Genomic DNA, 21036 nt, shown 5'->3' with positions numbered 1-21036 from the left:
TTCGCTTATCGGTGATCGCTTGGAACACGACTGTGGCAGCTTATCGCGAAAGGTTCGCGCGCTTCTCCTTGACGCTCGACGCGTACACGTCGACGTAGTCCTGGTGGCTCAGCCGCTGCAGCTCGTACATGAGTTCATCGGTGATCGCGCGCAGCACGAACCGGTCGCCCTCCATCCCGTCGAACCGGCTGAAGTCGAGCGGCTCGCCGATGATGATGCCGATGCGGCGCACCTTCGGCACCCGGGTGCCGGTGGGCATGGCCTTCTCGGTGTCGATCATCGCGACCGGGACGATGGGGACGCCGGCCTCGAGCACCATGCGCGCGACTCCGGTGCGGCCCCGGTACATGCGGGCGTCCGGGCTCCTCGTCCCCTCCGGATAGATGCCGAGGATGCCGCCTCCGCCGAGCACGCGGAGGCCCGTGTTGAGCGAGTCCTCCGAGGCGCGTCCGCCGGAGCGGTCGATCGGCAGCTGCCCGGTGGCCTTGAAGAACTGGCGGGTCGCCCATCCCTTCAGGCCGGTGCCGGTGAAGTACTCGCTCTTGGCGAGGAACGCGACGCGGCGGCGCACCACGAGCGGCAGGAAGATCGAGTCGATGAACGACAGGTGGTTGCTCGCGAGAATGACGCCGCCCGTTTTCGGGATGTTCTCGAGCCCGATCACCCACGGCCGGAAAACCCCCAGCAGCAACGGCCCGACGACAATGTTCTTCATCAGCCAGTAGAACATCGTTGCTCCTTGCCGGTCGTCAGTGGGATGCCGGGGACAGGCGCTTCGCAGCGTGCACCCGGGCGAGGTCGGCGGCGCCCACGACGCCGGCGTCGTTGACGAGCTCGGCGATGGCGAAGCGCGCCTCCGGGTGGTACCCCCGCGCGGGAAGGTGCTCGAGGTAGGCCTGCCGAATCGGATCGAGCAGCAGGTCGCCGGCGTCGGCCACTCCCCCGCCGATGACGAACAGCTGCGGGTCGAGCACCGCGCCGAGGCTGGCGGCCGCCTGCCCGAGCGCGGCTCCCAGCTGGCGGAGCGCGGACACGGCGCCCTGGTCGCCTTCCATGATGAGCCGGCCGACCTCGGCGCCGGTGAGCGTGCCCGACGCGTCGCGCGCGGCGGCGAGGGGCAGGCCGATGCCGCCGGCATCCGCCAGTTCACCGGCGATGCGGAGCAGGGCGCGGCCGGAGCCGTACTGTTCCAGGCAGCCGTGGGCGCCGCATCCGCAGGGCAGGCCGCCGGGAACCAGGCGCAGGTGCCCCAGCTCGCCCCCGGAGCCGAAACCGCCCCGGAGCAGCGTGCCGTCGGCGACGACGGCGCCGCCGACGCCCGTGCCGATGGTGAGCATCACCATGTCGGTGGCGTCGCGGCCGGCGCCGAAACGGAACTCCGCCCAGCCGGCCGCGTTGGCGTCGTTCTCGATGACCACGGGAAACGGCAGGCGCGCCTCGAGCTTGTCCTTGAACGGTTCGTTGCGCCAGTTGATGTTGGGCGCGTAGTAGACGGTGGAGCCGGCGGCGTCGATGAACCCTGCTGCCGCAACGCCCACCCCGGTCACGTCCTCGCCCTCGGCGAGGGCCGTGACCATGGCCACGACGACGTCCTCGATCTGCCCGGGGTCGGTGGCCGGGCTCGGCTGCCGGTCGGCACGGATGATGGTGCCGTCGTCGTCGACGAGGGCACCGGCGATCTTGGTGCCGCCGATGTCGATTCCTATGGCATGCACAGCGGCGCCTTTCGTCACGGTGGAGGGAACACGGACACGGCGGACAACACCGGAACCGGCTGCCTGCACCCTCTAGAGTGTAGTAAACGAGTTTGCCGTCCGGGACAGCCCGCTTGCGGTGCGACACCTCGAGCCAGCACACCCCTCGGTACCGAAGGAGTCGCCGTGAAACAGATCGACGCACCCGCCGTGGTCGCGCCCCGCCCGGACGCCAACGTCACCGACCTGCTGGTAGACCGTCTCGCCGAGTCCCCCGACCTCGTGCTGTTCTCGGTGCCGCGTGCGGGAGGCTGGGACCCGGTGACCACCCGGGAGTTCTACGACCAGGTGGTGGCCCTGGCCAAGGGCCTCGTCGCCGCCGGCATCGAACCCGGGGAGAAAATCGGCCTGGTCTGCAAGACCCGGTACGAGTGGACGCTCATCGACTTCGCGGTGTGGTTCGCGGGCGCGATCCTGGTGCCGGTCTACGAGACCAACTCCCCCAGCCAGATCCACTGGAGCCTCAGCGACTCCGGCGCCACGGGCATGATCGTGGAGACGCCGGAGCACTTCTCGCGCTTCGACGAGGTGCACCCGGAACTCCCCGCCGTGCGGAACGTGTGGCAGATCGACCTGGGCGACCTCGACAAGCTCGTGGCGCAGGGCCGCGACGTGTCCGACGCCGAGATCGAACGGCGACGCCGGCTCGCGGGCGGCGACGACATCGCGACCCTCATCTACACCTCAGGGTCGACGGGCAAGCCCAAGGGCTGCGTGCTCACCCACGCGAACTTCGTCGAGACGGCGGCCAACTCCGCCATCGGGCTGCGTTTGGTGCTCCAGGACGAGCGCGGCGCCTCGACCCTCCTGTTCATCACCCTCGCCCACGTCTTCGCCCGCTTCATCGCCGTGTTGTGCGTGCACGCCGGTGTGCGGGTGGGTCACCAGCCCGACACGAAGCAGCTGTTGCCCTCCCTCGGCTCGTTCAAGCCGACGTTCCTGCTGGCCGTGCCGCGCGTCTTCGAGAAGGTGTACAACTCGTCGGAACAGAAGGCGGAGGCGGCCGGCAAGGGCCGCATCTTCCGGGCCGCGGCCGCTGTCGCCGTCGAACACTCCCGCGCCCGCGCCGCCGGTGAGGCCCTGCCGCTGTCGAACCGGCTGAAGTTCGCCCTGTTCGACAAGCTCGTCTACCGCAAGCTCCGCGACGCCCTCGGCGGCAATGTGCGGTACGCCGTGTCCGGCTCCGCTCCGCTCGGCGCCCACCTCGGTCACTTCTTCCACAGCCTCGGCATCGAGATCCTCGAGGGGTACGGCCTCACCGAATCCACCGCCCCCGCCACGGTGAACCGGCCGGGCGAGTCGAAGATCGGCACCGTCGGACCGCCCCTGCCCGGCGTCTCGGTGCGCGTCATGGACGACGGCGAGGTCGAGATCAAGGGCGTCGACGTCTTCAAGGAGTATTGGAACAACCCGGATGCGACGGCGGCCGCGTTCGATGACGGCTGGTTCAAGACCGGTGACATCGGCGCGTTCGACGACGACGGCTTCCTTACCATCACCGGTCGGAAGAAGGAGATCATCGTCACCGCCGCGGGCAAGAACGTCGCGCCTGCGGCCCTCGAGGACCCGATCCGCTCCAACCCGCTCATCGGGCAGGTCGTCGTGGTCGGCGACCAGAAGCCCTTCATCGCCGCCCTCGTCACACTGGATCCCGAGATGCTGCCCGTGTGGCTCAACAACAACCGCGAGGACGCCGGCATGTCGCTGGCCGAGGCCGCCGAGAACCCGGCCGTGCGCGCCGAGGTGCAGCGCGCCGTCGACGCCGCGAACCAGCGCGTCTCCCGGGCGGAGTCGATCCGCAAGTTCGTCATCCTGGCCACCGAGCTCACCGAAGCCAGCGGCCACCTGACGCCCAAGCTCAGCATCAAGCGCAACATCATCCTGCGCGACTTCGCCCCCGAGATCGAGAGCATGTACCAGGGGTCGCCGGTGACCGAGGGCATCTCGATCCGCGAATAAGCCGCGTGCGGCATCCGCTGCCCACCGGCGTGCGGGTCAGAACCAGTCCGACTCGCGCACCTCTTTCATCGCGGATCGGCGGTTCTCCTTGTCGAGCCGGTCCAGGTAGAGCAGCCCGTCGAGGTGGTCGGTCTCGTGCTGCAGCGCCTGCGCCATCACGCCCGTGCCCGAGACCTCGATGGCCGCGCCGTCGAGGTCGATTCCGGTCGCCCGGGCGAACGGATACCGCCGGGTCGGATACCAGAGACCGGGCACCGACAGGCAGCCCTCGTCAACCAGCTCAGGCTCCCCCGACAATTCGACGAGGACGGGGTTCAGGATGTAGCCGACGTCGCCGTCGACGTTGTAGCTGAACGCGCGCAGGTTGACGCCGATCTGTGCCGCCGCCACGCCCGCGCGCCCCGGGAGCCGCACACTGTCGAGGAGATCGTCGACGAGGTGGCGGACCCGGTCGTCGATGGTCGCGATCGGGTCGGAGACGGTCTTCAGGACCGGGTCGCCGAAGAGGCGGATCGGGCGTTCGGGCACGGGTGTTCCTGTTCTGTGCGGGAGCGGGTCAGAGGCTGCGGGTTGCGGGCAGTCCCTCGGCCACGAGGGCGGCGAGGGTGCGCGCGGCGAAACGGGTCAGCGGCTTCAGTTCCGACCAGGTCACCACGCTGCCGGCGGCCAGCAGCGGGTCGTATGGGATGCGCACAATCTGCCGCACGCGGGAGTGGAAGTGCGCCTCGATCTCCTCGAGCTTGACCAGGTTCGTGCCCTGCGTCGCCGTGTTGAGGGCAACCACCGCGTTCGAAACCAGCTCACCGTATCCGTTGGCGTCGAGCCAGGTGAGCGTCTCGGAGGCGAGCCGAGCCTCGTCGACGCTGCCGCCGGAGACGATCACGATCGAGTCGGCGCGCTGCAGGGTCGCCCGCATGACGGAGTGCACGATGCCCGTGCCACAGTCGGTGAGCACGAGCGAGTAGTAGCGCGACGCGAGGTCGGCGACGACGTTGTAGTCGTTCTCGTCGAAGGCCTCGGAGAGCATCGGGTCGCTGTCGGAGGCGAGCACGTCGAGGCGGGTCGCGTCACGCGACACGAACGCGGAGAAGTCGGTGAAGCCGCCGATGGATGGCGCCTTGGAGACGACGTCGCGCACGGTCGCGTCGCTGCGGGCGCCGATGCGCTCGGCCAGGGTGCCGCGGTCGGGGTTGGCGTCCACGGCCATGACCCGGTCGTTGCGCGCGTCGGCGAGGGCCATGCCAAGGAGCGTGGTGACCGTGGTCTTGCCGACCCCGCCCTTGCGGGTGAGCACCGGCACGAAGCGCGTGCCGCCCTCGAAGTGCTTCTGGATGCGTTCATCGAGTTCGAGCTTCGCCCGCACCTTCGCCGAGTCGCCGCGGTTCACGAGGTGGAAGGTGCTGCTGTAGACGAACCGGTTCCAGCCGCCGCGCGGCGGCCGCCGGGTCTTGCGGTTCACCTCGAGCAGGCGGTCCGCCGTGAGCATGGCGGATGTCTCCGGGTCGCCGAGGCGCATCGGGCGCGCCCGTCCCCGCCTGGCCGCACTCTCCGCGGCCGACGCCGCCTCCGTCAGGGCGACCGACGGCGCGATCGCCGTGGTGTCGATCTCGACGGAGCTCGTGAGCGCCGGTGCCGTGTCGCTCTGCACGACGGATGCCACAGCCGAGCCGGCACGGCGGGCCGCCACCGGGTGCGTGGGCATGACGATCGCCCCGGTGAGGCTCTCCGGGAGGGCGGCGGGCAGGTCGGCCTGCGGCGGAAGCTCGCCGTTGTACTCGTCGTCCTCCGACAGCACACCCGGCTGCGGGTTCTTCTCGCCCGTGGGCTTCTCGGTCACCGGTGTGATCTCCTCGTGTTCGGGCCTTGGCATGCCTAGCGCGGCCGGACGACCACGAGCAGGTCGCCCGCGTCGACCTGCTGGGTCTTCGGGATGGCGAGGCGCTCGATGGTTCCGTTGACAGGCGAGGTGATGGCCGCCTCCATCTTCATGGCTTCAATGGATGCGACGCTCTGGCCGGCCGTGACGGCGTCGCCCTCCTGCACCTGCAGGGTGACCACCCCGGAGAACGGCGCGGCGACCTGACCGGGCTGGTTCGCATCCGCTTTCTCGGCCGCCTTGGTCTCGACGGCGATGCTGCGGTCACGCACGAACACCGGGCGCAGCTGCCCGTTGAGGATCGTCATGACCGTGCGCATGCCCTTGTCGTCGGCCTCGCCGATGGCCTCCAGGCCCACGTACAGCCGCACACCCTTCGCGATCTCGACGACGTGCTCGTCACCCTGCCGCAACCCGTAGAGGTAGTCGATGGTGTCGAGCACCGACAGGTCTCCGAACAGCTCGCGCGACTGCTCGAACTGGCGGGTGGGCGCGGGGAACAGCAAATGGTTGAGCATGCGGCGCCGACCAGCGCTGTCGCCGTCGAGGGCGGCGCGTTCCTCGGCGGTGATCTCCGTCACGCCGGTGCGCACCGTGCGGCCTTCGAGGACCTTGCTGCGGAAGGGCTCGGGCCATCCGCCGGGCAGGTCGCCCAGCTCACCGGCCATGAAGCCCACGACGGAGTCGGGGACGTCGTACTTGCCCGGGTTCTCCTCGAAGTCCTTCGGATCCGCCTCCACCGCGGCGAGGTACAGCGCGAGGTCGCCGACGACCTTCGACGACGGCGTCACCTTGGGGACCCGGCCCAGGATGCGGTTCGCCTCCGCGTACATGTCTTCGATGAGTTCGAAGTGGTCGGCGAGGCCGAGGGCCACCGCCTGGGTGCGGAGGTTGGAGAGCTGGCCGCCGGGGATCTCGTGCTTGTACACCCGGCCGGTGGGGCCGGGGAGGCTCGACTCGAAGGGCTTGTAGACCGTGCGGACGGCCTCCCAGTAGGGCTCGAGGTCGAGCACGTTCTGCAGCGGGATCCCGGTGTCGCGCTCGGTGTGCGCGAGCGCCGCCACGAGCGCTGACTCCGACGGCTGGCTCGTCGTGCCCGACATCGCGGCGCTGGCCACGTCGACCGCGTCGGCGCCGGCGCGGCTGGCCGCCAGCAGGGTGGCGAGCTGGCCGCCGGCGGTGTCGTGCGTGTGCACGTGCACGGGGAGGTCGAATCGGTCGCGGAACGCGGCCACGAGCTTCTCGGCTGCGGCGGGCCGCAAGAGGCCCGCCATGTCCTTGATCGCCAGGATGTGCGCGCCGGCGTCGACGATCTGCTCGGCGAGGCCGAGGTAGTAGTCGAGCGTGTAGAGGTCCTCGGCGGGGTCGAGCAGGTCGCCGGTGTAGCAGACGGCCACCTCGGCCACGGCGGTCCCCGTCGCGAGCACCGCGTCGATGGCCGGCCGCATCTGCGACACGTCGTTCAGGGCGTCGAAGATGCGGAAGATGTCGACGCCGGTCGCCGCCGCCTCGCGCACGAAGGCGTCGGTCACCTCGGTGGGATACGGCGTGTAGCCGACGGTGTTGCGACCGCGCAGCAACATCTGGATGTTGACGTTGGGCAGGGCGGCGCGCAGCGCGGCCAGGCGCTCCCACGGGTCCTCCCCGAGGAAGCGGAGCGCGACGTCGTAGGTGGCGCCGCCCCAGGCCTCGACCGAGAGCAGCTGCGGGGTGAGCCGGGCGACGTAGGGGGCGACGTTCACGAGGTCGCGGGTGCGCACCCGGGTCGCGAGCAGCGACTGGTGGGCGTCGCGGAAGGTCGTGTCGGTGACGGCAAGCGCCGTCTGCGCCCGCAGGGCGTCGGCGAACCCCTTCGGACCGAGCTCCAGCAGGCGCTGCCGTGAGCCCGCGGGCGCCGGTTGGCTGAGGTCGACGGCGGGCAGCTTCGCGCTCGGTTGCACGGTCGTCACGGCGGCGCCGTTGGGCTGGTTGACGGTGACGTCGGCGAGCCAGTTCAGCACCTTGGTGCCGCGGTCCCGGGATTCGTGCCCCCAGAGCAGCTGCGGCCGCTCGTCGATGAACGAGGTGCTGAGGTTGCCGCTTTCGAAGTCCGGGTCCTCGAGCACCGCCTGGAGGAAGGCGATGTTGGTGGAGACGCCGCGGATGCGGAACTCCGCCAGCGCACGGCGCGACCGGCGCACGGCGGCGGCGAAGTCACGGCCGCGGCAGGTGAGCTTGGCCAGCATGGAGTCGAAGTGCGGGCTGATCTGCGCGCCCGGGTTGATTGTTCCACCGTCGAGGCGGATGCCGGCGCCGCCGGGCGAGCGGTAGGTGGTGATGCGCCCGGTGTCGGGCCGGAACCCGGCGGTGGGGTCCTCCGTCGTGATGCGGCACTGCAGGGCCGCGCCGCGCAGCTTGATGTCGTCCTGGCCAAGGCCCAGGTCGGCCAGGGTCTCCCCCGCTGCGATGCGGATCTGGGACTGGACCAGGTCCACGTCGGTCACCTCTTCGGTGACCGTGTGCTCGACCTGGATGCGCGGGTTCATCTCGATGAACACGTGCTGCCCGGCGCGCTCACCGGCGGTGTCGAGCAGGAACTCGACCGTGCCGGCGTTCACGTAGCCGATAGACCGTGCGAAGGCGACGGCGTCGCGGTACAGGCGCTGGCGGATCTCGTCGGAGAGGTTCGGGGCCGGCGCGATCTCGATGACCTTCTGGTGGCGGCGCTGTACGGAGCAGTCACGCTCGAAGAGGTGCACCGTCTCGCCGGTCGCATCCGCGAGCACCTGCACCTCGATGTGCCGGGGTCGCAGGACCGCCTGCTCGAGGAACATCGTCGAGTCGCCGAAGGCGCTCTGCGCTTCGCGCATCGCCTCTTCGAGCGATCCGCGCAGTTCGTCCTTCGAGTTGACGCGGCGCATGCCGCGGCCGCCGCCGCCGGCGACGGCTTTCGCGAAGATCGGGAAGCCGATCGCATCCGCCTGACTGAGGAGCAGGTCGATGTCCTTCGACGGGGGCGTGGACTTCAGCACCGGCACCCCGGCGGCGATCGCGTGCTCCTTGGCCGTGACCTTGTTGCCGGCCATCTCCAGCACGCCCTTGCCCGGGCCGATGAAGGTGATGCCGGCCTTCGCGGCCGCCTCGGCCAGCTCCGGGTTCTCCGAGAGGAACCCGTAGCCGGGGTAGATGGCGTCGGCGCCGCTCTCCTTCGCGACCCGGATGATCTCCGAGACGTCGAGGTAGGCGCGCACCGGGTGACCCGGCTCGCCGATCTGGTACGCCTCATCCGCTTTCTGGCGGTGCAGGGAGTTCCTGTCCTCGTAGGGGAACACGGCGACGGTCTTCGCGCCCAGTTCGTAAGCGGCCCGGAAGGCGCGGATCGCGATTTCGCCACGGTTGGCAACGAGGATTTTCGAAAACATAGGAACCTTTCGAGCGTGGAGCGGCACACAGCTAACGGTTAGGTTCTCTAAGACTAGTGAAGGTAACGTATCTACTTGTGCATGTTCTCAGCGTGAGCTCCCTCAAAGGAGGCGTAGGAAAGACCACGGTGACCCTCGGTCTGGCGTCCGCCGCCTTCGCCCGCGGGATCCGCACCCTGGTCGTCGACCTCGACCCGCAGTCGGATGTCTCGACCGGCATGGACATCGACCTGACCGGTCGCCTGAATGTCGCGGACGTGCTCGCCTCCCCCAAGGAGAAGACGGTGCGGGCCGCGATCGCCCCCTCCGGGTGGACCCGGGGACGCGCCGGAACGATCGATGTCATGATCGGCAGCCCCTCGGCGATCAATTTCGACGGGCCGCACCCGAGCATCCGCGACATCTGGAAGATGGAAGAGGCCCTCTCCACGGTGGAGAAGGAATACGACCTCGTTCTGATCGACTGTGCGCCGTCGCTGAACGCCCTGACGCGCACCGCGTGGGCGGCGAGCGACCGGGTGACCGTCGTCACGGAGCCCGGCCTGTTCTCGGTGGCGGCCGCCGACCGCGCGCTGCGCGCGATCGAGGAGATCCGTCGTGGCCTGAGCCCCCGCCTTCAGCCCCTTGGCATCATCGTGAACCGGGCGCGCACGGCGTCGCTCGAGCACCAGTTCCGCATCAAGGAGTTGCGTGACATGTTCGGACCGCTCGTGTTGTCGCCGCAGCTGCCCGAGCGCACCTCGCTGCAGCAGGCGCAGGGCGCGGCCAAGCCGCTGCACGTCTGGCCCGGCGACAGTGCACAGGAGATGGCGCGCTACTTCGACCAGCTGCTGGAGCGGATCCTCCGCACCGGGCGTATCGGCGAGTACGCCGAACAGCCCGTCGAGGCGTAGCCCCGTCCCCCCTCGCGCCGTCCCCCTCACGCGCGTGAGGTGCCAACTTCTCCTAGTGCAGGCGTCGGAACACTAGGTAAAGGTGTCCCCTCACGGGCACAGACAGCGCGGAGCGCGGAGCGCGGAGCGCGGAGCGTGCGTCAGGAAATCTTGCGGGCGGTACGGCGGGCGGCCAGCTCGTCGGCCGGGTCGACGACCTGGGTGCCGAGGTCGACGAGCGTGGTCTCGACCTCGCGGAGCACCTTGCCCACGGCGATGCCGAAGACGCCCTGGCCGCGCCCCAGGAGGTCGATGACCTCGTCGTTGGACGTGCAAAGGTAAACGCTCGCGCCGTCGCTCATGAGCGTGGTCTGGGCGAGGTCGGGAATTCCGGATTCGCGAAGCTGGTTCACCGCAGTGCGGATCTGCTGGAGGGAGATCCCGGTGTCGAGGAGCCGCTTGACGAGCTTCAGGACCAGGATGTCGCGGAAGCCGTAGAGTCGCTGCGAGCCGGAACCGGCCGCCCCGCGCACGGTCGGTTCGACGAGTCCGGTGCGGGCCCAGTAGTCGAGCTGGCGGTAGCTGATGCCCGCGGCGCGGGCGGCGACGGCGCCACGGTAGCCGGCGTTCTCGTCGAGCTCGGGCATGCCGTCGGTGAAGAGCATTCCCCTGTCGTATCGGGAGGCGTCGTGGGCCGTCACGTCACTCATTCGATCGCCTTCCGAAGTTTGAAGCGGCACGGGTCAGCCGCGTTCCCCACGCTATCGATACCGTGTCCCCCGATCAACGCTCTGCGGGGGCGTGTCGGAGAGTGCCCGGCGGGTATCCGGCCATTCTACGCGCTCAGCCGCCCAGACGGCCGAGGGCCGAGCGGATGAGGCTGCTGCGCACCACTTCGAGCTGGCCGGCGATCTCCACGGCCATCTCCGCGGCGCGCGCCCGGCTGGAGGCGTCCTTGCGGCGTGCGAGCGGCACCAGCGCGCTCTCGATGAGCCCCAGCTCGCGCTCGGCGGCGGCCCGGAAGCCGCGCAGGTGCCGCGGTTCGATGCCGCTGCGCTGCAGCTCCACGAGCGCCCGCAGCACCTTGACGGTGTCGTCGCCGAAGTGGTCGGCGGGCAGGATGATGGACGCGGCGATGGCGTCGTGCAGCAGCGACGCCGACGCCGACGCCTCGCGCACCAGTTCGTCACGCGTGTACCGGCGCACAGCGGTCAGCATGGACGGCCCCGGGGTGACACCGCCCGGCAGCGTCGGCGACCCGCCGGCGTCGAGCTCTTCCAGGTACGAGCGGATGACCTTCAACGGCAGATAGTGATCCCGCTGCATCGAGAGGATGAGGCGCAGCCGGTCGAGATCGGCCGCGCAGAACTTGCGGTAGCCGGACTCGGTGCGCGCCGGCGAGATCAGGCGCTGCTCCTCGAGGAAGCGCAGCTTCGAGGGCGTGAGGTCCGAGAACTCCGGGGTGAGCCTGGCCAGCACCTGGCCGATACTGAGCAGCGGCGCAGCGCCCGTCGAGACAGCCCGGGCGGAGGACGCCGGCATTACTCGCTCGCCAGCTGGCTGAGGTCGCGCCGCGAGGCGTAGAAGGTGAGGCGGAACTTGCCGACCTGCACCTCGGCGCCGTCCGACAGGAGCGCCGAGTCGATGCGGGTGCCGTCGAAGTAGGTGCCGTTGAGCGACCCGAGGTCTTTGACCTCGAATGCGCGGCCGTGCCGCAGGAACTCGGCGTGCCGGCGCGAGACCGTGACGTCGTCGAGGAAGATGTCGGCATCCGGGTGGCGGCCGACGGTCGTGACGTCGGCATCGAGCAGGAATCGCGCCCCCGTATTGGGGCCGCGGCGCACCACGAGCAGGGCGGAACCGGACGGCAGGGCGGAGATGGCCTCCTGCTCCTCCACCGAGACGGAGCTCTCCATCGCGGCGAGCTGCGAGGCGAACTCCTGGCTGAACGTCAGCGTGGTGTCGGTGTTCTCGGGCGATTTCTCGGGCGTGACGCGCCGATCACGCTCGTTCTGCTCATGGGAATCAACCACCGTAAACCTCCTAGTGGTCCAGCGTATCGGATGTGATGCCGAGTGCGCCGCGCCGGGTGCGGATCACACGTGCCGTCTCAACAGCGTAGATAATTCCGGCCCACCAGTACAGGACCGCGCCGACAACACCGAAAACCCATCCGAGGGGCTCCGCCCAGGCCACGACCGGTGCCGCGTAGGCGAGCATGACGAGCGGCAACCAAAAGAACAGGCAGAAGGTGGCCACCTTGCCGATGCGCCGAACCGGCAGCGGTCCCGAGCCCTCGCTGGTGAGCAGGATGCCGAGCGCGAGCATGAACACGTCGCGTGCGACGACGATGATCACGAACCACCACGGGACCACCTCTCGCCAGGCGAGGCCGAGGAGCGCCGCAAAGAGGTAGAGGCGGTCGGCTGCCGGGTCGAGGACCTGGCCGAGTCGGGTGATCTGGCCGAGCCGGCGAGCGAGGAACCCGTCGAGGAAGTCGGTGACGCTGGCGACGGCGATGACGAGGAGCGCGGCCGCGTCGTGTCCCTGGACGAGCAGGACGAGAAACACCGGGATGAGCAGGAGCCGGAACACGCTCAGCACGTTGGGAACGGTGAGGATGCGGGAGCTCACCTGCTCGCCGGACTGGTCCGTCTCGTCATCCACTGCCGCTCCCTGCGCCACAGCCCCTGAGTCTATCCGGAGCGGTCTGCCCGGACCCGTCAGGCGGTGGACTTCTTCTTCCTCGTCTGCGCCTCGGCGCTCTCGTCGGCGCCCGCGTCCTTCGTGGTGGTCGTGCGGGAGGCGGCGGGCTTCTTGGCGCCCTTCGCCGCCGCGCCCTTCGCCGCCGCGCCCTTCGCCGCCGCGCTCTTGGCGGCGGTGCCCTTGGCGGCGGTCGCCGTGGTGCCGGGCCCTGCCTCCTTCTTCGCGTCGCGGCTGCGTTCGACGCTGCGGCGGAGCGCTTCCATGAGGTCGAGGACCTCACCGCCCTCCTCCTTCTCCTCGGGCTCCTCGCCGAAGGTCTGCTCCGTGTCGACGGCGTCGCCCTGCTCCAGCTTCGCGTCGATGAGTGCGCGCAGTTCCGCCTGGTACTCGTCGTGGAACTCGTCGGGCGTGAAGTCCGACGCGAAGGAGTCGACGAGGGCCGAGGACATCTCAAGCTCCTTGTCGGAGACCCGCACCTCCTCGCCCAGCGACGGGAAGTCCGCCTCCCGCACCTCGTCGTTCCAGAGCAGCGTCTGGATCATGAGCACGTCGCCGCGCACCCGCAACGCGGCTAGGCGCGTCTTCTGGCGCAGGGCGAAATGAACGATCGCCGTGCGATCCGTCGCCTCCAGGGTTCGCCGCAGGAGCACGTACGCCTTCGACGACTTACTGTCCGGCTCCAGGAAGTAGCTCCGGTCGAACATGATCGGGTCGATCTGGTCGCTCGGCACGAACTCGACGACCTCGATCTCCCGGCTGCGCTCCTCGGGGAGTGACTTGAGGTCTTCATCGGTGAGAATGACCGTCTTGTCGCCGTTGTCGTACGCCTTGTCGATGTGCTCGTAGGTGATGACCTTGCCGCACACCTCGCAGCGGCGCTGGTAGCGGATGCGACCGCCGTCTTTGTCGTGCACCTGGTGCAGCGAGATGTCGTGGTCCTCCGTCGCGCTGTAGACCTTCACCGGCACGTTGACGAGCCCGAACGTGATGGCGCCCTTCCAGATCGATCTCATACGCCCAGTAGACACCATGTCGGCGTATCCGGCCATGCCCTTTCGACGCCGCTGGCGGTACCGAAAGTGCAGGTGAGGGGGCATGCTGGTGCCATGCCTTCCCGGAGCAGCCAGGTCGAGAGCAGCCAGGTCGTCAGCGTCGACGGGCACCGGATCAAGCTCACCAACCTCGACAAGGTGCTGTATCCGGCGACGGGCACGACGAAGTCGGATGTGCTGCGCTACTACGCCGCCGTCGCCGAGTTCCTGATCCCCTACGCTGCCGGGCGGCCGGCCACGCGCAAGCGCTGGGTGCACGGCGTCGGCACGGTTGAGGAGCCGGGGAGCATGTTCTTCCAGAAGAACCTCGACGAGTCGGCCCCGGACTGGGTGGCGCGCGGCACGATCCGGCACGCCAACCGGACCATCGTGTATCCGCTGGTCAACGACCTGGCGACGCTCACCTGGCTGGCGCAGATCGCCGCCCTCGAGATCCACGTGCCGCAGTGGCGGTTCGGGGCCGACGGCAACCCGGCCAACCCCGACCGGCTGGTGCTCGACCTCGACCCGGGAACCGGCGCCGGCCTGCCCGAGTGCGCCGAGGTGGCGAGGCTTGCACGGCCGATCCTGCACGACATGGGGCTGGAACCGATGCCGGTGACCAGCGGGAGCAAGGGCATCCACCTGTACGCCGCCCTCGACGGCCGCTACACGTCGACGCAGGTGTCGGACATCGCCCACGAGTTGGCGCGCGCGCTGGAGGCCGACCACAAACACCTCGTCGTCAGCGACATGAAGAAGGAGCTGCGCACCGGCAAGGTGCTGGTGGACTGGAGCCAGAACAACGCGGCCAAGACCACCATCGCCCCGTACTCGCTGCGCGGACGGGCGCACCCCACGGTCGCCGTCCCGCGCACTTGGGAGGAGCTGGCCGAACCAGGCCTCGCCCACCTCGACTACGAGCAGGTGATCGAACGGATGGCGCACCGGCCGGATCCGCTTGCCCGCCTCGCCCCCGGCGCCCCCGGGGATCGCCTGGAGCTGTACCGGAGCAAGCGTGACCGCGAGAAGACGCCGGAGCCGGTGCCCGCCCTCGCCCCCGCGGCGTCGACCGGGCAGAGCTTCGTGATCCAGGAACACCACGCCCGGCGCCTGCACTGGGACTTCCGGCTGGAGCACGACGGTGTGCTCGTCTCGTGGGCGCTCCCCCGGGGTGTGCCGACGGACGTGAAGAAGAACCACCTGGCGGTGCAGACCGAGGACCATCCGCTGGAGTACGGCAGCTTCGAGGGCACGATACCCGCCGGCGAGTACGGCGGCGGCGAGGTGACCATCTGGGACAGCGGCGTGTACGAGCTCGAGAAGTGGCGCGAGAACGAGGTCATCGCGACCCTGCACGGCCGGGAGGGCGGCGGTCTCGGCGGCCCCACCCGCGTCGCCCTCATCCACACCGGCGGCCAGGGCAAGGACGCCAAGAACTGGCTTATCCACCGGATGCGGCCCGAGCACGAGGCGAAACCGCCCGCCGCCGGCCAGCGGGCAGAGCCGGCGCGACGGCCGGCTCTTCCCCCGCGCACCGGCTCGTCGACGGCCGGCCGCAGCTACTCCCCCATGCTCGCCACCCCGGGCGACGAGGCCGACCTGCACGACTCCGCCGACTGGGCGTTCGAGATGAAGTGGGACGGCATCCGCGCATTGGCCTATGTCGAAACGGATGCCGGAGGGCGCAGCATGCGCCTCGTCACGCGGAACGGCAACGACGTCACCGTCTCGTACCCCGACCTCGCCGATGACCTGCTCGCGAACGTCGATGCCCGCTCAGCGGTGCTCGACGGCGAGATCGTCGCCCTCGACCCATCGGGGCGGCCGGACTTCGGCCTGCTGCAGACGCGCATGAAGCTCACGGCGCCCGGTGACGTGCGGGCGGCGGCCCGGAAGACGCCCGTGCGGTACCTGGTGTTCGACGTGCTGGAACGGGACGGCGAGCCGTGCGTGCGGGAGGACTACGACACGCGGCGCCGCGTGCTCGACGAGCTGGTGGCGTCGGCGGGGGCCGTCCAGGTGCCGCCCGCGTTCGACGGCGACTTCGCGCACGCGTTCGACACCAGCAGGCAGCTGGGCCTGGAGGGCGTCCTGGCCAAGGAACGCGACTCGGACTACAGCGTCGGCCGGCGTTCCGGTGCGTGGATCAAGATCAAGCACCACCTCATGCAGGAGGTCGTCGTGGGGGGCTGGAAGCCCGGGAGCGGCCGCCGCGCGGGGACGGTCGGCTCACTCCTGCTCGGGATTCCCGGCCCGGACGGGCTGCGGTACGTGGGGAAGGTCGGCACCGGGTTCCAGGACCGCGACCTCGATGAGATGCGGGAGCGCTTCGCCGGGCTGCGGGCGCGCACCACGCCGTTCACCGACATCCCGGCCGCCGACGCCCGTGAGGCGCACTGGGTGGAGCCGACGCTCGTCGGCGAGGTGGAGTTCGCCGAATGGACCGGCTCGGGGCGGCTGCGCCAGCCGTCGTGGCGCGGGTGGCGGCCCGACAAGTCGCCGTCCGAGGTCGTGCGCGAGTGACGCGCTAACGCCCCAACCGGGAGCGGAGCGCGGGCCAGGCGTCGGCGAAACCCGGATGCAGCGGCAGGGAGTCGACCATGTCGGCGGGCACCCACTGCAGGTCGAGGCTCTCCGGGTCGCTGATCACCGGGTCGAAGCTTGCCGTCGCGACGGCCACCACGGTCGTGTACGACCAGAACCCGAGGTCGAGCACGGTTTCGAAGCGCACGTCCACCGCCTCCGGCGGCACCCCGGCCTCTTCCGAGGCTTCGCGGAGCGCCGCCTCGACGGCGCTCTCCTGCCGGTGGCGGGCGCCGCCGGGGAGTCCCCAGGTGCCGCCGTGGTGGCTCCAGAGCGCCCGGTGCTGCAGGAGGATGCCGCGGGCCTGGTCGTGCACCAGGAGCCCGGCCGCGCCGAAGCGCCCCCAGAACTTGCGCCCGTCAGGGCCGTACACCCACGCGTCCCCGCTGCCCGTCATGTCTCCAGCATGCCCCACTCCCCTCACGCGAAACCGTACGTGTTGTCGGAAAGATCGAGTTTCAGCGACCACTACTGACGATTCGCGTGCAGGTCAGAGCGAGAGGATGGCGTGGATCGGGGCGTCACCGATGTGCTCGCGTCCCTGCAGGTCCGAGAGCTCGACGACCACGGCGACGCCGGCCAGGCGGTAGCCGGCGCGCTCGACGAGCCGGTTGGTGGCCGCGACCGTGCCGCCGGTGGCCAGCACGTCGTCGAGCACGAGCACGCGGCTGCCGGCGGGAAGCTGTCCCACCTCAAGCTCCAGCCGGGCGGAGCCGTACTCCAGGTCGTACTCCTCGGTCAGCACCGTTCCCGGGAGCTTGCCTCCTTTGCGCACGGCCAGCACCGGGACATCCGCTGCGTAGCCGAGGGCCGCGGCCAGCAGGAAGCCGCGCGCCTCGATGCCGGCGACCGCGTCGAACTGCCCGCGGTAGTGGTCGATGATCTCGTCGACGATGCTGCGGAACGCGGCCGCGTCGGCGAAGACCGGGTTGAGGTCACGGAAGAGGATGCCCGGCTGCGGGAAGTCCGGGTAGGAGGCGAGGAGGGATTCGACGTAGTCGGAAGCAGTGGTCACTTCCCAAGAATAGTCGCCGGCGTACGTGGCCTAGAGTCGTGGCATGGAAGCGCGTGGCATGGATCCCCCCGCCACCGCCCGCGTCGACAGCTGGGCGTGGGCGGTGCGGCTGTTCAAGACCCGCTCTCTCGCCACGGCCGCCTGCCGGGCGGGCCACGTGCGGGTCAACGGCGAACGGGCGAAATCCGCACAGTCGGTGCGGGTGGGCGACGAGGTGCGCGTGCGGTCAGCCGGCTTCGACCGCATCGTGGTGGTGTCGAGAGTGGTAACGAAGCGGGTGGGCGCGACCGTGGCCGCGGAGTGCTTCGTCGACAACACCCCGCCGCCACCGCCTCGCGAAGAGGTTCCGCTGGTGCCGGTGCGCGACCGGGGCGCCGGGCGTCCCACGAAGCGGGAACGCCGCGACATCGAGAAGCTGCGGGGCCACGGCCACGCCCACTGACCCGGCGTCCGTCGCGTCAGCCGTCCGGCTGGGGCGTCAGCCCTTGTCGGAGTCGTCGTCCGGCTCGTCGCCGAGCTGCACGGGCTCCTCGGTCTGCCGGTCGTGCTCGTCGTAGATCGGCTCGACCCGGTCGGGCGGGTTGATCTGGTCGGTGGCGCCGCCGGTGCGAAGATCGACGTCGTCATCCAGTGCGACGCCGGGCAGCACGGTCTCGCCCGCGACGGCGTCGTTGGTCACGGTCTCCTGCTCGACGGCCTTCTCTTGGAGGTCGTCCACGCCGATTCCGCGCTGGTCCTGTGGGCGTCCGGTGTTGATGTCACTCATGGTGGTCCTTTCGGTTGCTGGTGAGGGGTGGGTGTGGGCCGCCGATCAGGCGGCGTCCAGTTCGGGCTTCAGCACGACTTTGATGCAGCCGTCCTCCTTCTTCTGGAAGATCTCGTACATTCGCGCGGCGTCGTCGAGCGCCACGCGGTGCGTGACGAGGTCGTCGATGGCGAGAGGGTCCGCCGGGTTCTCCACGTAGGGCATCAGGTCGTCGATCCAGTTCTTGACGTTGCACTGGCCCATGCGGATGGCCACTTGCTTGTCGAAGAGCCGCAGCATGGGGAACGGGTCGGCCTGTCCCCCGTAGACGCCGCTGATCGAGACGGTGCCGCCCCGGCGCACGATGTCGAACGCGGTGTGCAGCGCGGCCAGCCGGTCGACGCCCGCGGTCTTCATGGCTTTCTTGGCCACGGCATCCGGGAGCACGTTGACGGCCGCCTGGGCGAAGGCGGCGGCCGGTGAGCCGTGCGCCTCCATGCCGACGGCGTCCACGACGCTGTCGGGCCCGCGACCGTCGGTGGCGTCGCGCAGCTCGGTGGCGATGTCGTCGTGCAGGTCGAAGGTGCGGATACCGTGGCGCTCGGCCATCTCCCGGCGTTCGGCCACCGGGTCGACGGCGAATACCTCGTACCCGAGCTGCCGGCCGACGCGGGAGACGAACTGGCCGACGGGCCCGAGCCCGATCACTCCGAGGGAGCCGCCATCCGGCACGTTCGCGTACTGCACGCCCTGCCACGCGGTCGGGAGGATGTCGCTCAGGAACAGGTAGCGTTCGTCGGGGTACTCCTGGCCGACCGGGATGTGGTTGTAGTCGGCGAGCGGCACCCGCAGGAATTCGGCCTGCCCACCGGGAACCTGCCCGTAGAGCTTCGTGTAGCCGAACAGAGCCGCGCCGCTGTTCTGCTCGCGGACCTGCGTGGTCTCGCACTGCGACTGCAGTCCGCGCTGGCACATGTAGCAGTGGCCGCAGGCGATGTTGAAGGGGATGACCACCCGGTCGCCGATCGTGAGGGAGGTGACGGCGCTGCCCACCTCCACAACGACGCCCATGGGTTCGTGGCCGAGGATGTCGCCCTTGTCGAGGAAGGGGCCGAGCACGTCGTAGAGGTGCAGGTCGGATCCGCAGATGGCGGTCGAGGTGACCTTGATGATGGCGTCGGTCGGCTCGAGGATGGCCGGGTCGGGGACGGTCTCCACCGAGACCGAGCCGGTGCCCTGCCAGGTGAGTGCTCGCATGATTCCTGCCTTCCCGGTCCTGGACCGGTGTCTCTGGTTTCTATGGGTCTCTGGGTCTCTGGGTCTATGGGTCTCTGGGTCTCGACGCTACGCCCGTACGCACGCGTCGCAAGGGCGTCAGCGTCGGCGTTGGCCGCCGAGTGACGTCGGGGCGACGATCAGGCCCACCTCCGTGCGCTCCCACCAGACGTGGTCGCGGCGGCGCTCCTCCGCGGTCGAGAACCGGTAAAGGAACACCCGCGCCCGGATCCACCGCGGAGGCGCGTCGGGGAATGGATTGACGCGCAGCAGGCGGAGGGTCTTCCGGTCACCCTCCAGGAGCTTGAGGATGAAGACCTGGAACCAGCGTGTGTCGGGTGACCCCAGGGCGAGGAACCACATGAGCCAGTCCAGCCGCAGGTGATAGGGCGCGACCTGTGGCGGCATCCGCTTGGGGTCGCCGGGCTTGCCGCGAAACCCGTAGGCCACCCAATCGCCCTCACCGGGCTTGTCGGCGTCGCTGCCTTCGACCTCGACCTCGAAGCGCTCCTTGGTGACCGTGCCGAATGCGCCATAGGCGTTGACGAGGTGGTAGCGGTTGAAGCTCGCGTTCATGAGCTGGTGGCGGGCGAAGAGGTTCAGGAGCGGCCGGTAGCTGAGCACGAGGAGGAAGATGGTGGCGGCGAGCACCACGACCACGAACCACAGCGGCGCCTGTTCCGGCGCCGCGCCCTCGTCGACCGGGAAGATCAGGCCGAACGCGTTGTCGTCGATGGCGGCGAACGCGAGCACGATGGTGATCCAGTTGAGCCAGGCGAAGTTGCCGGTGGCGACCAGCCAGAGCTGGGTGAGGATGACGACGAGCGCGGCGACGGAGGCAACCGGCTGCGGCGCGAACAGGAAGAACGGCACCACGAGCTGCGCGAAATGACTGCCGATGACCTCGAGGCGGTGGAACCACCGGGGCAGGTGGTGCGCGAACCAGCTCAGCGGATTGGGCATGGGCTGGGTCTCGTGGTGGTAGAACAGGGCGGTCAGGTCCCGCCATTCCTCACCGCCGCGCATCTTGATCATGCCCGCCCCGAATTCGAGGCGGAACACCAGCCAGCGCAGGAAAATGATGATCGTGATCGGCGGGGCCACCCGGTCGGAGCCGAGGAACGCGACGACGAAGCCGGCCTCCAGCAGCAGGCTCTCCCATCCGAACGAGTAGAACGTCTGCCCGACGTTGACGATCGACAGGTAGATCGCCCAGATCACCAGGAAGACGATGAGCGGCACCCAGGCCGGCGCCAGCTGGGGCAGGCCCAGAACAACGGATGCCGCGAGCACCAGCCCCGCCCACGACAGCACCAGCAGCAGGCGGTCGGAGTAGCGCCAGTGGAACAGGCTGGGCGACTGCTTGTAGCTCACGATGGAGAGGAAGCGCGGCGCCGGGAGGAGCCCGTGCTCGCCGAGCAGCGCCGGGAACTGGTTGATCGCCGAAATGAACGCGATCAGGTAGCAGGCGGCGACACCGCGCTGCAGGACCTGCCGCGCCAGCTCGTAGTCGCCGCTGCCGAACCACTCCATCGCCGCCCAGAGTAGGCCTCACTCCGGTGACCCTCAAGGCTTGCCCCATCCGACTTGCGCGTCTCCGGCGGCATGTCCCGATTTTCGCTTCTGAACTTCCCGCTCCTGTGGGCCTGAACTCCAGGTGCCCGCACACGAGCCGCCTGCCCCTCCCGCCCGCGCGCGCGGGAACAACCGCGTCGACAACGGATGCGACGAAAAACGTCTTCAACTTTGTGTGAACTTCTCTCGCATTCTTCTTCTATCCTTGCTACACTTGAGGCATGTTCACCAACGTAGGTTT

Annotated in this window: 19 protein-coding genes; 4 read left to right on the top strand and 15 right to left on the bottom strand. The window is 69.5% G+C overall.

Annotated elements, in window-relative coordinates:
• Positions 1-40: 40 nt before the first annotated feature.
• Together EEJ31_RS09585 and EEJ31_RS09580 are read right to left on the bottom strand one after the other, a co-directional pair.
• Complete coding sequence (locus tag EEJ31_RS09585; protein ID WP_123046083.1) at positions 41-730, bottom strand: lysophospholipid acyltransferase family protein; 690 nt, start codon at positions 728-730, stop codon at positions 41-43.
• Positions 731-749: 19 nt separating this feature from the next.
• Positions 750-1715 (bottom strand): ROK family glucokinase, encoded by a 966-nt coding sequence (locus EEJ31_RS09580; RefSeq protein WP_123046082.1) that lies wholly within the window; start codon positions 1713-1715, stop codon positions 750-752.
• A 165-nt stretch (positions 1716-1880) separates the two neighbouring features.
• Here EEJ31_RS09580 and EEJ31_RS09575 point away from each other — a divergent pair, with 165 nt between their 5' ends.
• Positions 1881-3713: an AMP-dependent synthetase/ligase gene (locus EEJ31_RS09575; RefSeq protein WP_123046081.1), complete on the top strand. Its 1833-nt coding sequence runs from the start codon at positions 1881-1883 to the stop codon at positions 3711-3713.
• A gap of 36 nt (positions 3714-3749) precedes the next feature.
• Here the strand turns inward: EEJ31_RS09575 and EEJ31_RS09570 are convergent, their stop codons facing one another.
• Genes EEJ31_RS09570 through EEJ31_RS09560 form a run of 3 tightly spaced genes read right to left on the bottom strand, consistent with a single transcriptional unit; the run spans position 3750 to position 8990 of the window.
• Positions 3750-4241: a peptide deformylase gene (locus tag EEJ31_RS09570; RefSeq protein ID WP_123046080.1), complete on the bottom strand. Its 492-nt coding sequence runs from the start codon at positions 4239-4241 to the stop codon at positions 3750-3752.
• A 28-nt stretch (positions 4242-4269) separates the two neighbouring features.
• Positions 4270-5583 (bottom strand): MinD/ParA family ATP-binding protein, encoded by a 1314-nt coding sequence (locus EEJ31_RS09565; RefSeq protein ID WP_123046079.1) that lies wholly within the window; start codon positions 5581-5583, stop codon positions 4270-4272.
• Positions 5584-5585: 2 nt separating this feature from the next.
• Positions 5586-8990 carry a pyruvate carboxylase gene (locus tag EEJ31_RS09560; RefSeq protein ID WP_123046078.1) on the bottom strand — a complete coding sequence of 1135 codons (3405 nt, stop codon included), beginning with the start codon at positions 8988-8990 and terminating at the stop codon, positions 5586-5588.
• Between the two features lie 77 nt (positions 8991-9067).
• Between EEJ31_RS09560 and EEJ31_RS09555 the strand changes: the two genes are divergently transcribed.
• Positions 9068-9883, top strand: coding sequence for a ParA family protein (locus EEJ31_RS09555; RefSeq protein WP_123046077.1), 816 nt, complete (start codon positions 9068-9070; stop codon positions 9881-9883).
• 140 nt (positions 9884-10023) lie between these two features.
• Here EEJ31_RS09555 and EEJ31_RS09550 read toward each other — a convergent pair whose 3' ends face one another.
• The 5 genes from EEJ31_RS09550 to ku all read right to left on the bottom strand — a co-directional run bounded on the left by EEJ31_RS09550 (position 10024) and on the right by ku (position 13581).
• The gene (locus EEJ31_RS09550) at positions 10024-10572 is read right to left on the bottom strand and encodes a MerR family transcriptional regulator (RefSeq protein WP_123046076.1); all 549 of its coding nucleotides are present in this window, start codon (positions 10570-10572) and stop codon (positions 10024-10026) included.
• 133 nt (positions 10573-10705) lie between these two features.
• Positions 10706-11404, bottom strand: a complete 699-nt coding sequence (gene ftsR / locus EEJ31_RS09545) for a transcriptional regulator FtsR (protein ID WP_123046075.1) — start codon at positions 11402-11404, stop codon at positions 10706-10708.
• A complete protein-coding gene (locus EEJ31_RS09540) occupies positions 11404-11895 on the bottom strand; it encodes an FHA domain-containing protein (protein WP_407643230.1) in 492 nt (163 codons plus the stop codon). Before EEJ31_RS09540 ends, ftsR begins: the two co-directional genes overlap by 1 nt.
• A 10-nt stretch (positions 11896-11905) precedes the next feature.
• A complete protein-coding gene (locus tag EEJ31_RS09535) occupies positions 11906-12529 on the bottom strand; it encodes a CDP-alcohol phosphatidyltransferase family protein (protein ID WP_233563832.1) in 624 nt (207 codons plus the stop codon).
• Positions 12530-12585: 56 nt separating this feature from the next.
• Positions 12586-13581, bottom strand: a complete 996-nt coding sequence (ku, locus tag EEJ31_RS09530; RefSeq protein WP_123046074.1) for a non-homologous end joining protein Ku — start codon at positions 13579-13581, stop codon at positions 12586-12588.
• 93 nt (positions 13582-13674) lie between these two features.
• Here ku and EEJ31_RS09525 point away from each other — a divergent pair, with 93 nt between their 5' ends.
• Entirely contained in the window at positions 13675-16125 is a 2451-nt protein-coding gene (locus EEJ31_RS09525; protein WP_123046073.1) for an ATP-dependent DNA ligase, read from the top strand.
• A 4-nt stretch (positions 16126-16129) separates the two neighbouring features.
• On the opposite strand, the gene EEJ31_RS09520 is transcribed toward EEJ31_RS09525, so the two are convergent.
• On the bottom strand, positions 16130-16582 hold the full coding sequence (locus EEJ31_RS09520) for an NUDIX domain-containing protein (RefSeq protein ID WP_123046072.1): 453 nt from the start codon (positions 16580-16582) through the stop codon (positions 16130-16132).
• A gap of 93 nt (positions 16583-16675) precedes the next feature.
• On the bottom strand, positions 16676-17200 hold the full coding sequence (locus EEJ31_RS09515) for an adenine phosphoribosyltransferase (RefSeq protein WP_123046071.1): 525 nt from the start codon (positions 17198-17200) through the stop codon (positions 16676-16678).
• Between the two features lie 43 nt (positions 17201-17243).
• On the opposite strand from EEJ31_RS09515, the gene EEJ31_RS09510 reads away from it, so the two are divergent.
• Positions 17244-17642 carry an RNA-binding S4 domain-containing protein gene (locus EEJ31_RS09510; protein WP_123046070.1) on the top strand — a complete coding sequence of 133 codons (399 nt, stop codon included), beginning with the start codon at positions 17244-17246 and terminating at the stop codon, positions 17640-17642.
• A 36-nt stretch (positions 17643-17678) separates the two neighbouring features.
• On the opposite strand, the gene EEJ31_RS09505 is transcribed toward EEJ31_RS09510, so the two are convergent.
• From EEJ31_RS09505 to EEJ31_RS09495, 3 genes are all read right to left on the bottom strand, one after another.
• Positions 17679-17966 (bottom strand): hypothetical protein, encoded by a 288-nt coding sequence (locus tag EEJ31_RS09505; RefSeq protein ID WP_199727321.1) that lies wholly within the window; start codon positions 17964-17966, stop codon positions 17679-17681.
• A 45-nt stretch (positions 17967-18011) separates the two neighbouring features.
• Positions 18012-19202, bottom strand: a complete 1191-nt coding sequence (locus EEJ31_RS09500) for a zinc-dependent alcohol dehydrogenase (protein WP_123046069.1) — start codon at positions 19200-19202, stop codon at positions 18012-18014.
• A 117-nt stretch (positions 19203-19319) separates the two neighbouring features.
• Positions 19320-20753, bottom strand: coding sequence for a lipase maturation factor family protein (locus EEJ31_RS09495; protein WP_123046068.1), 1434 nt, complete (start codon positions 20751-20753; stop codon positions 19320-19322).
• Positions 20754-21036: the final 283 nt, after the last annotated feature.

The sequence above is a fragment of the Cryobacterium tepidiphilum genome (genome assembly GCF_003716325.1).
Classification (GTDB): domain Bacteria; phylum Actinomycetota; class Actinomycetes; order Actinomycetales; family Microbacteriaceae; genus Cryobacterium; species Cryobacterium tepidiphilum.
The sequence above is the reverse complement of the archived record's forward strand: the minus strand, read 5'-3'. Positions and strand labels throughout refer to the sequence as shown.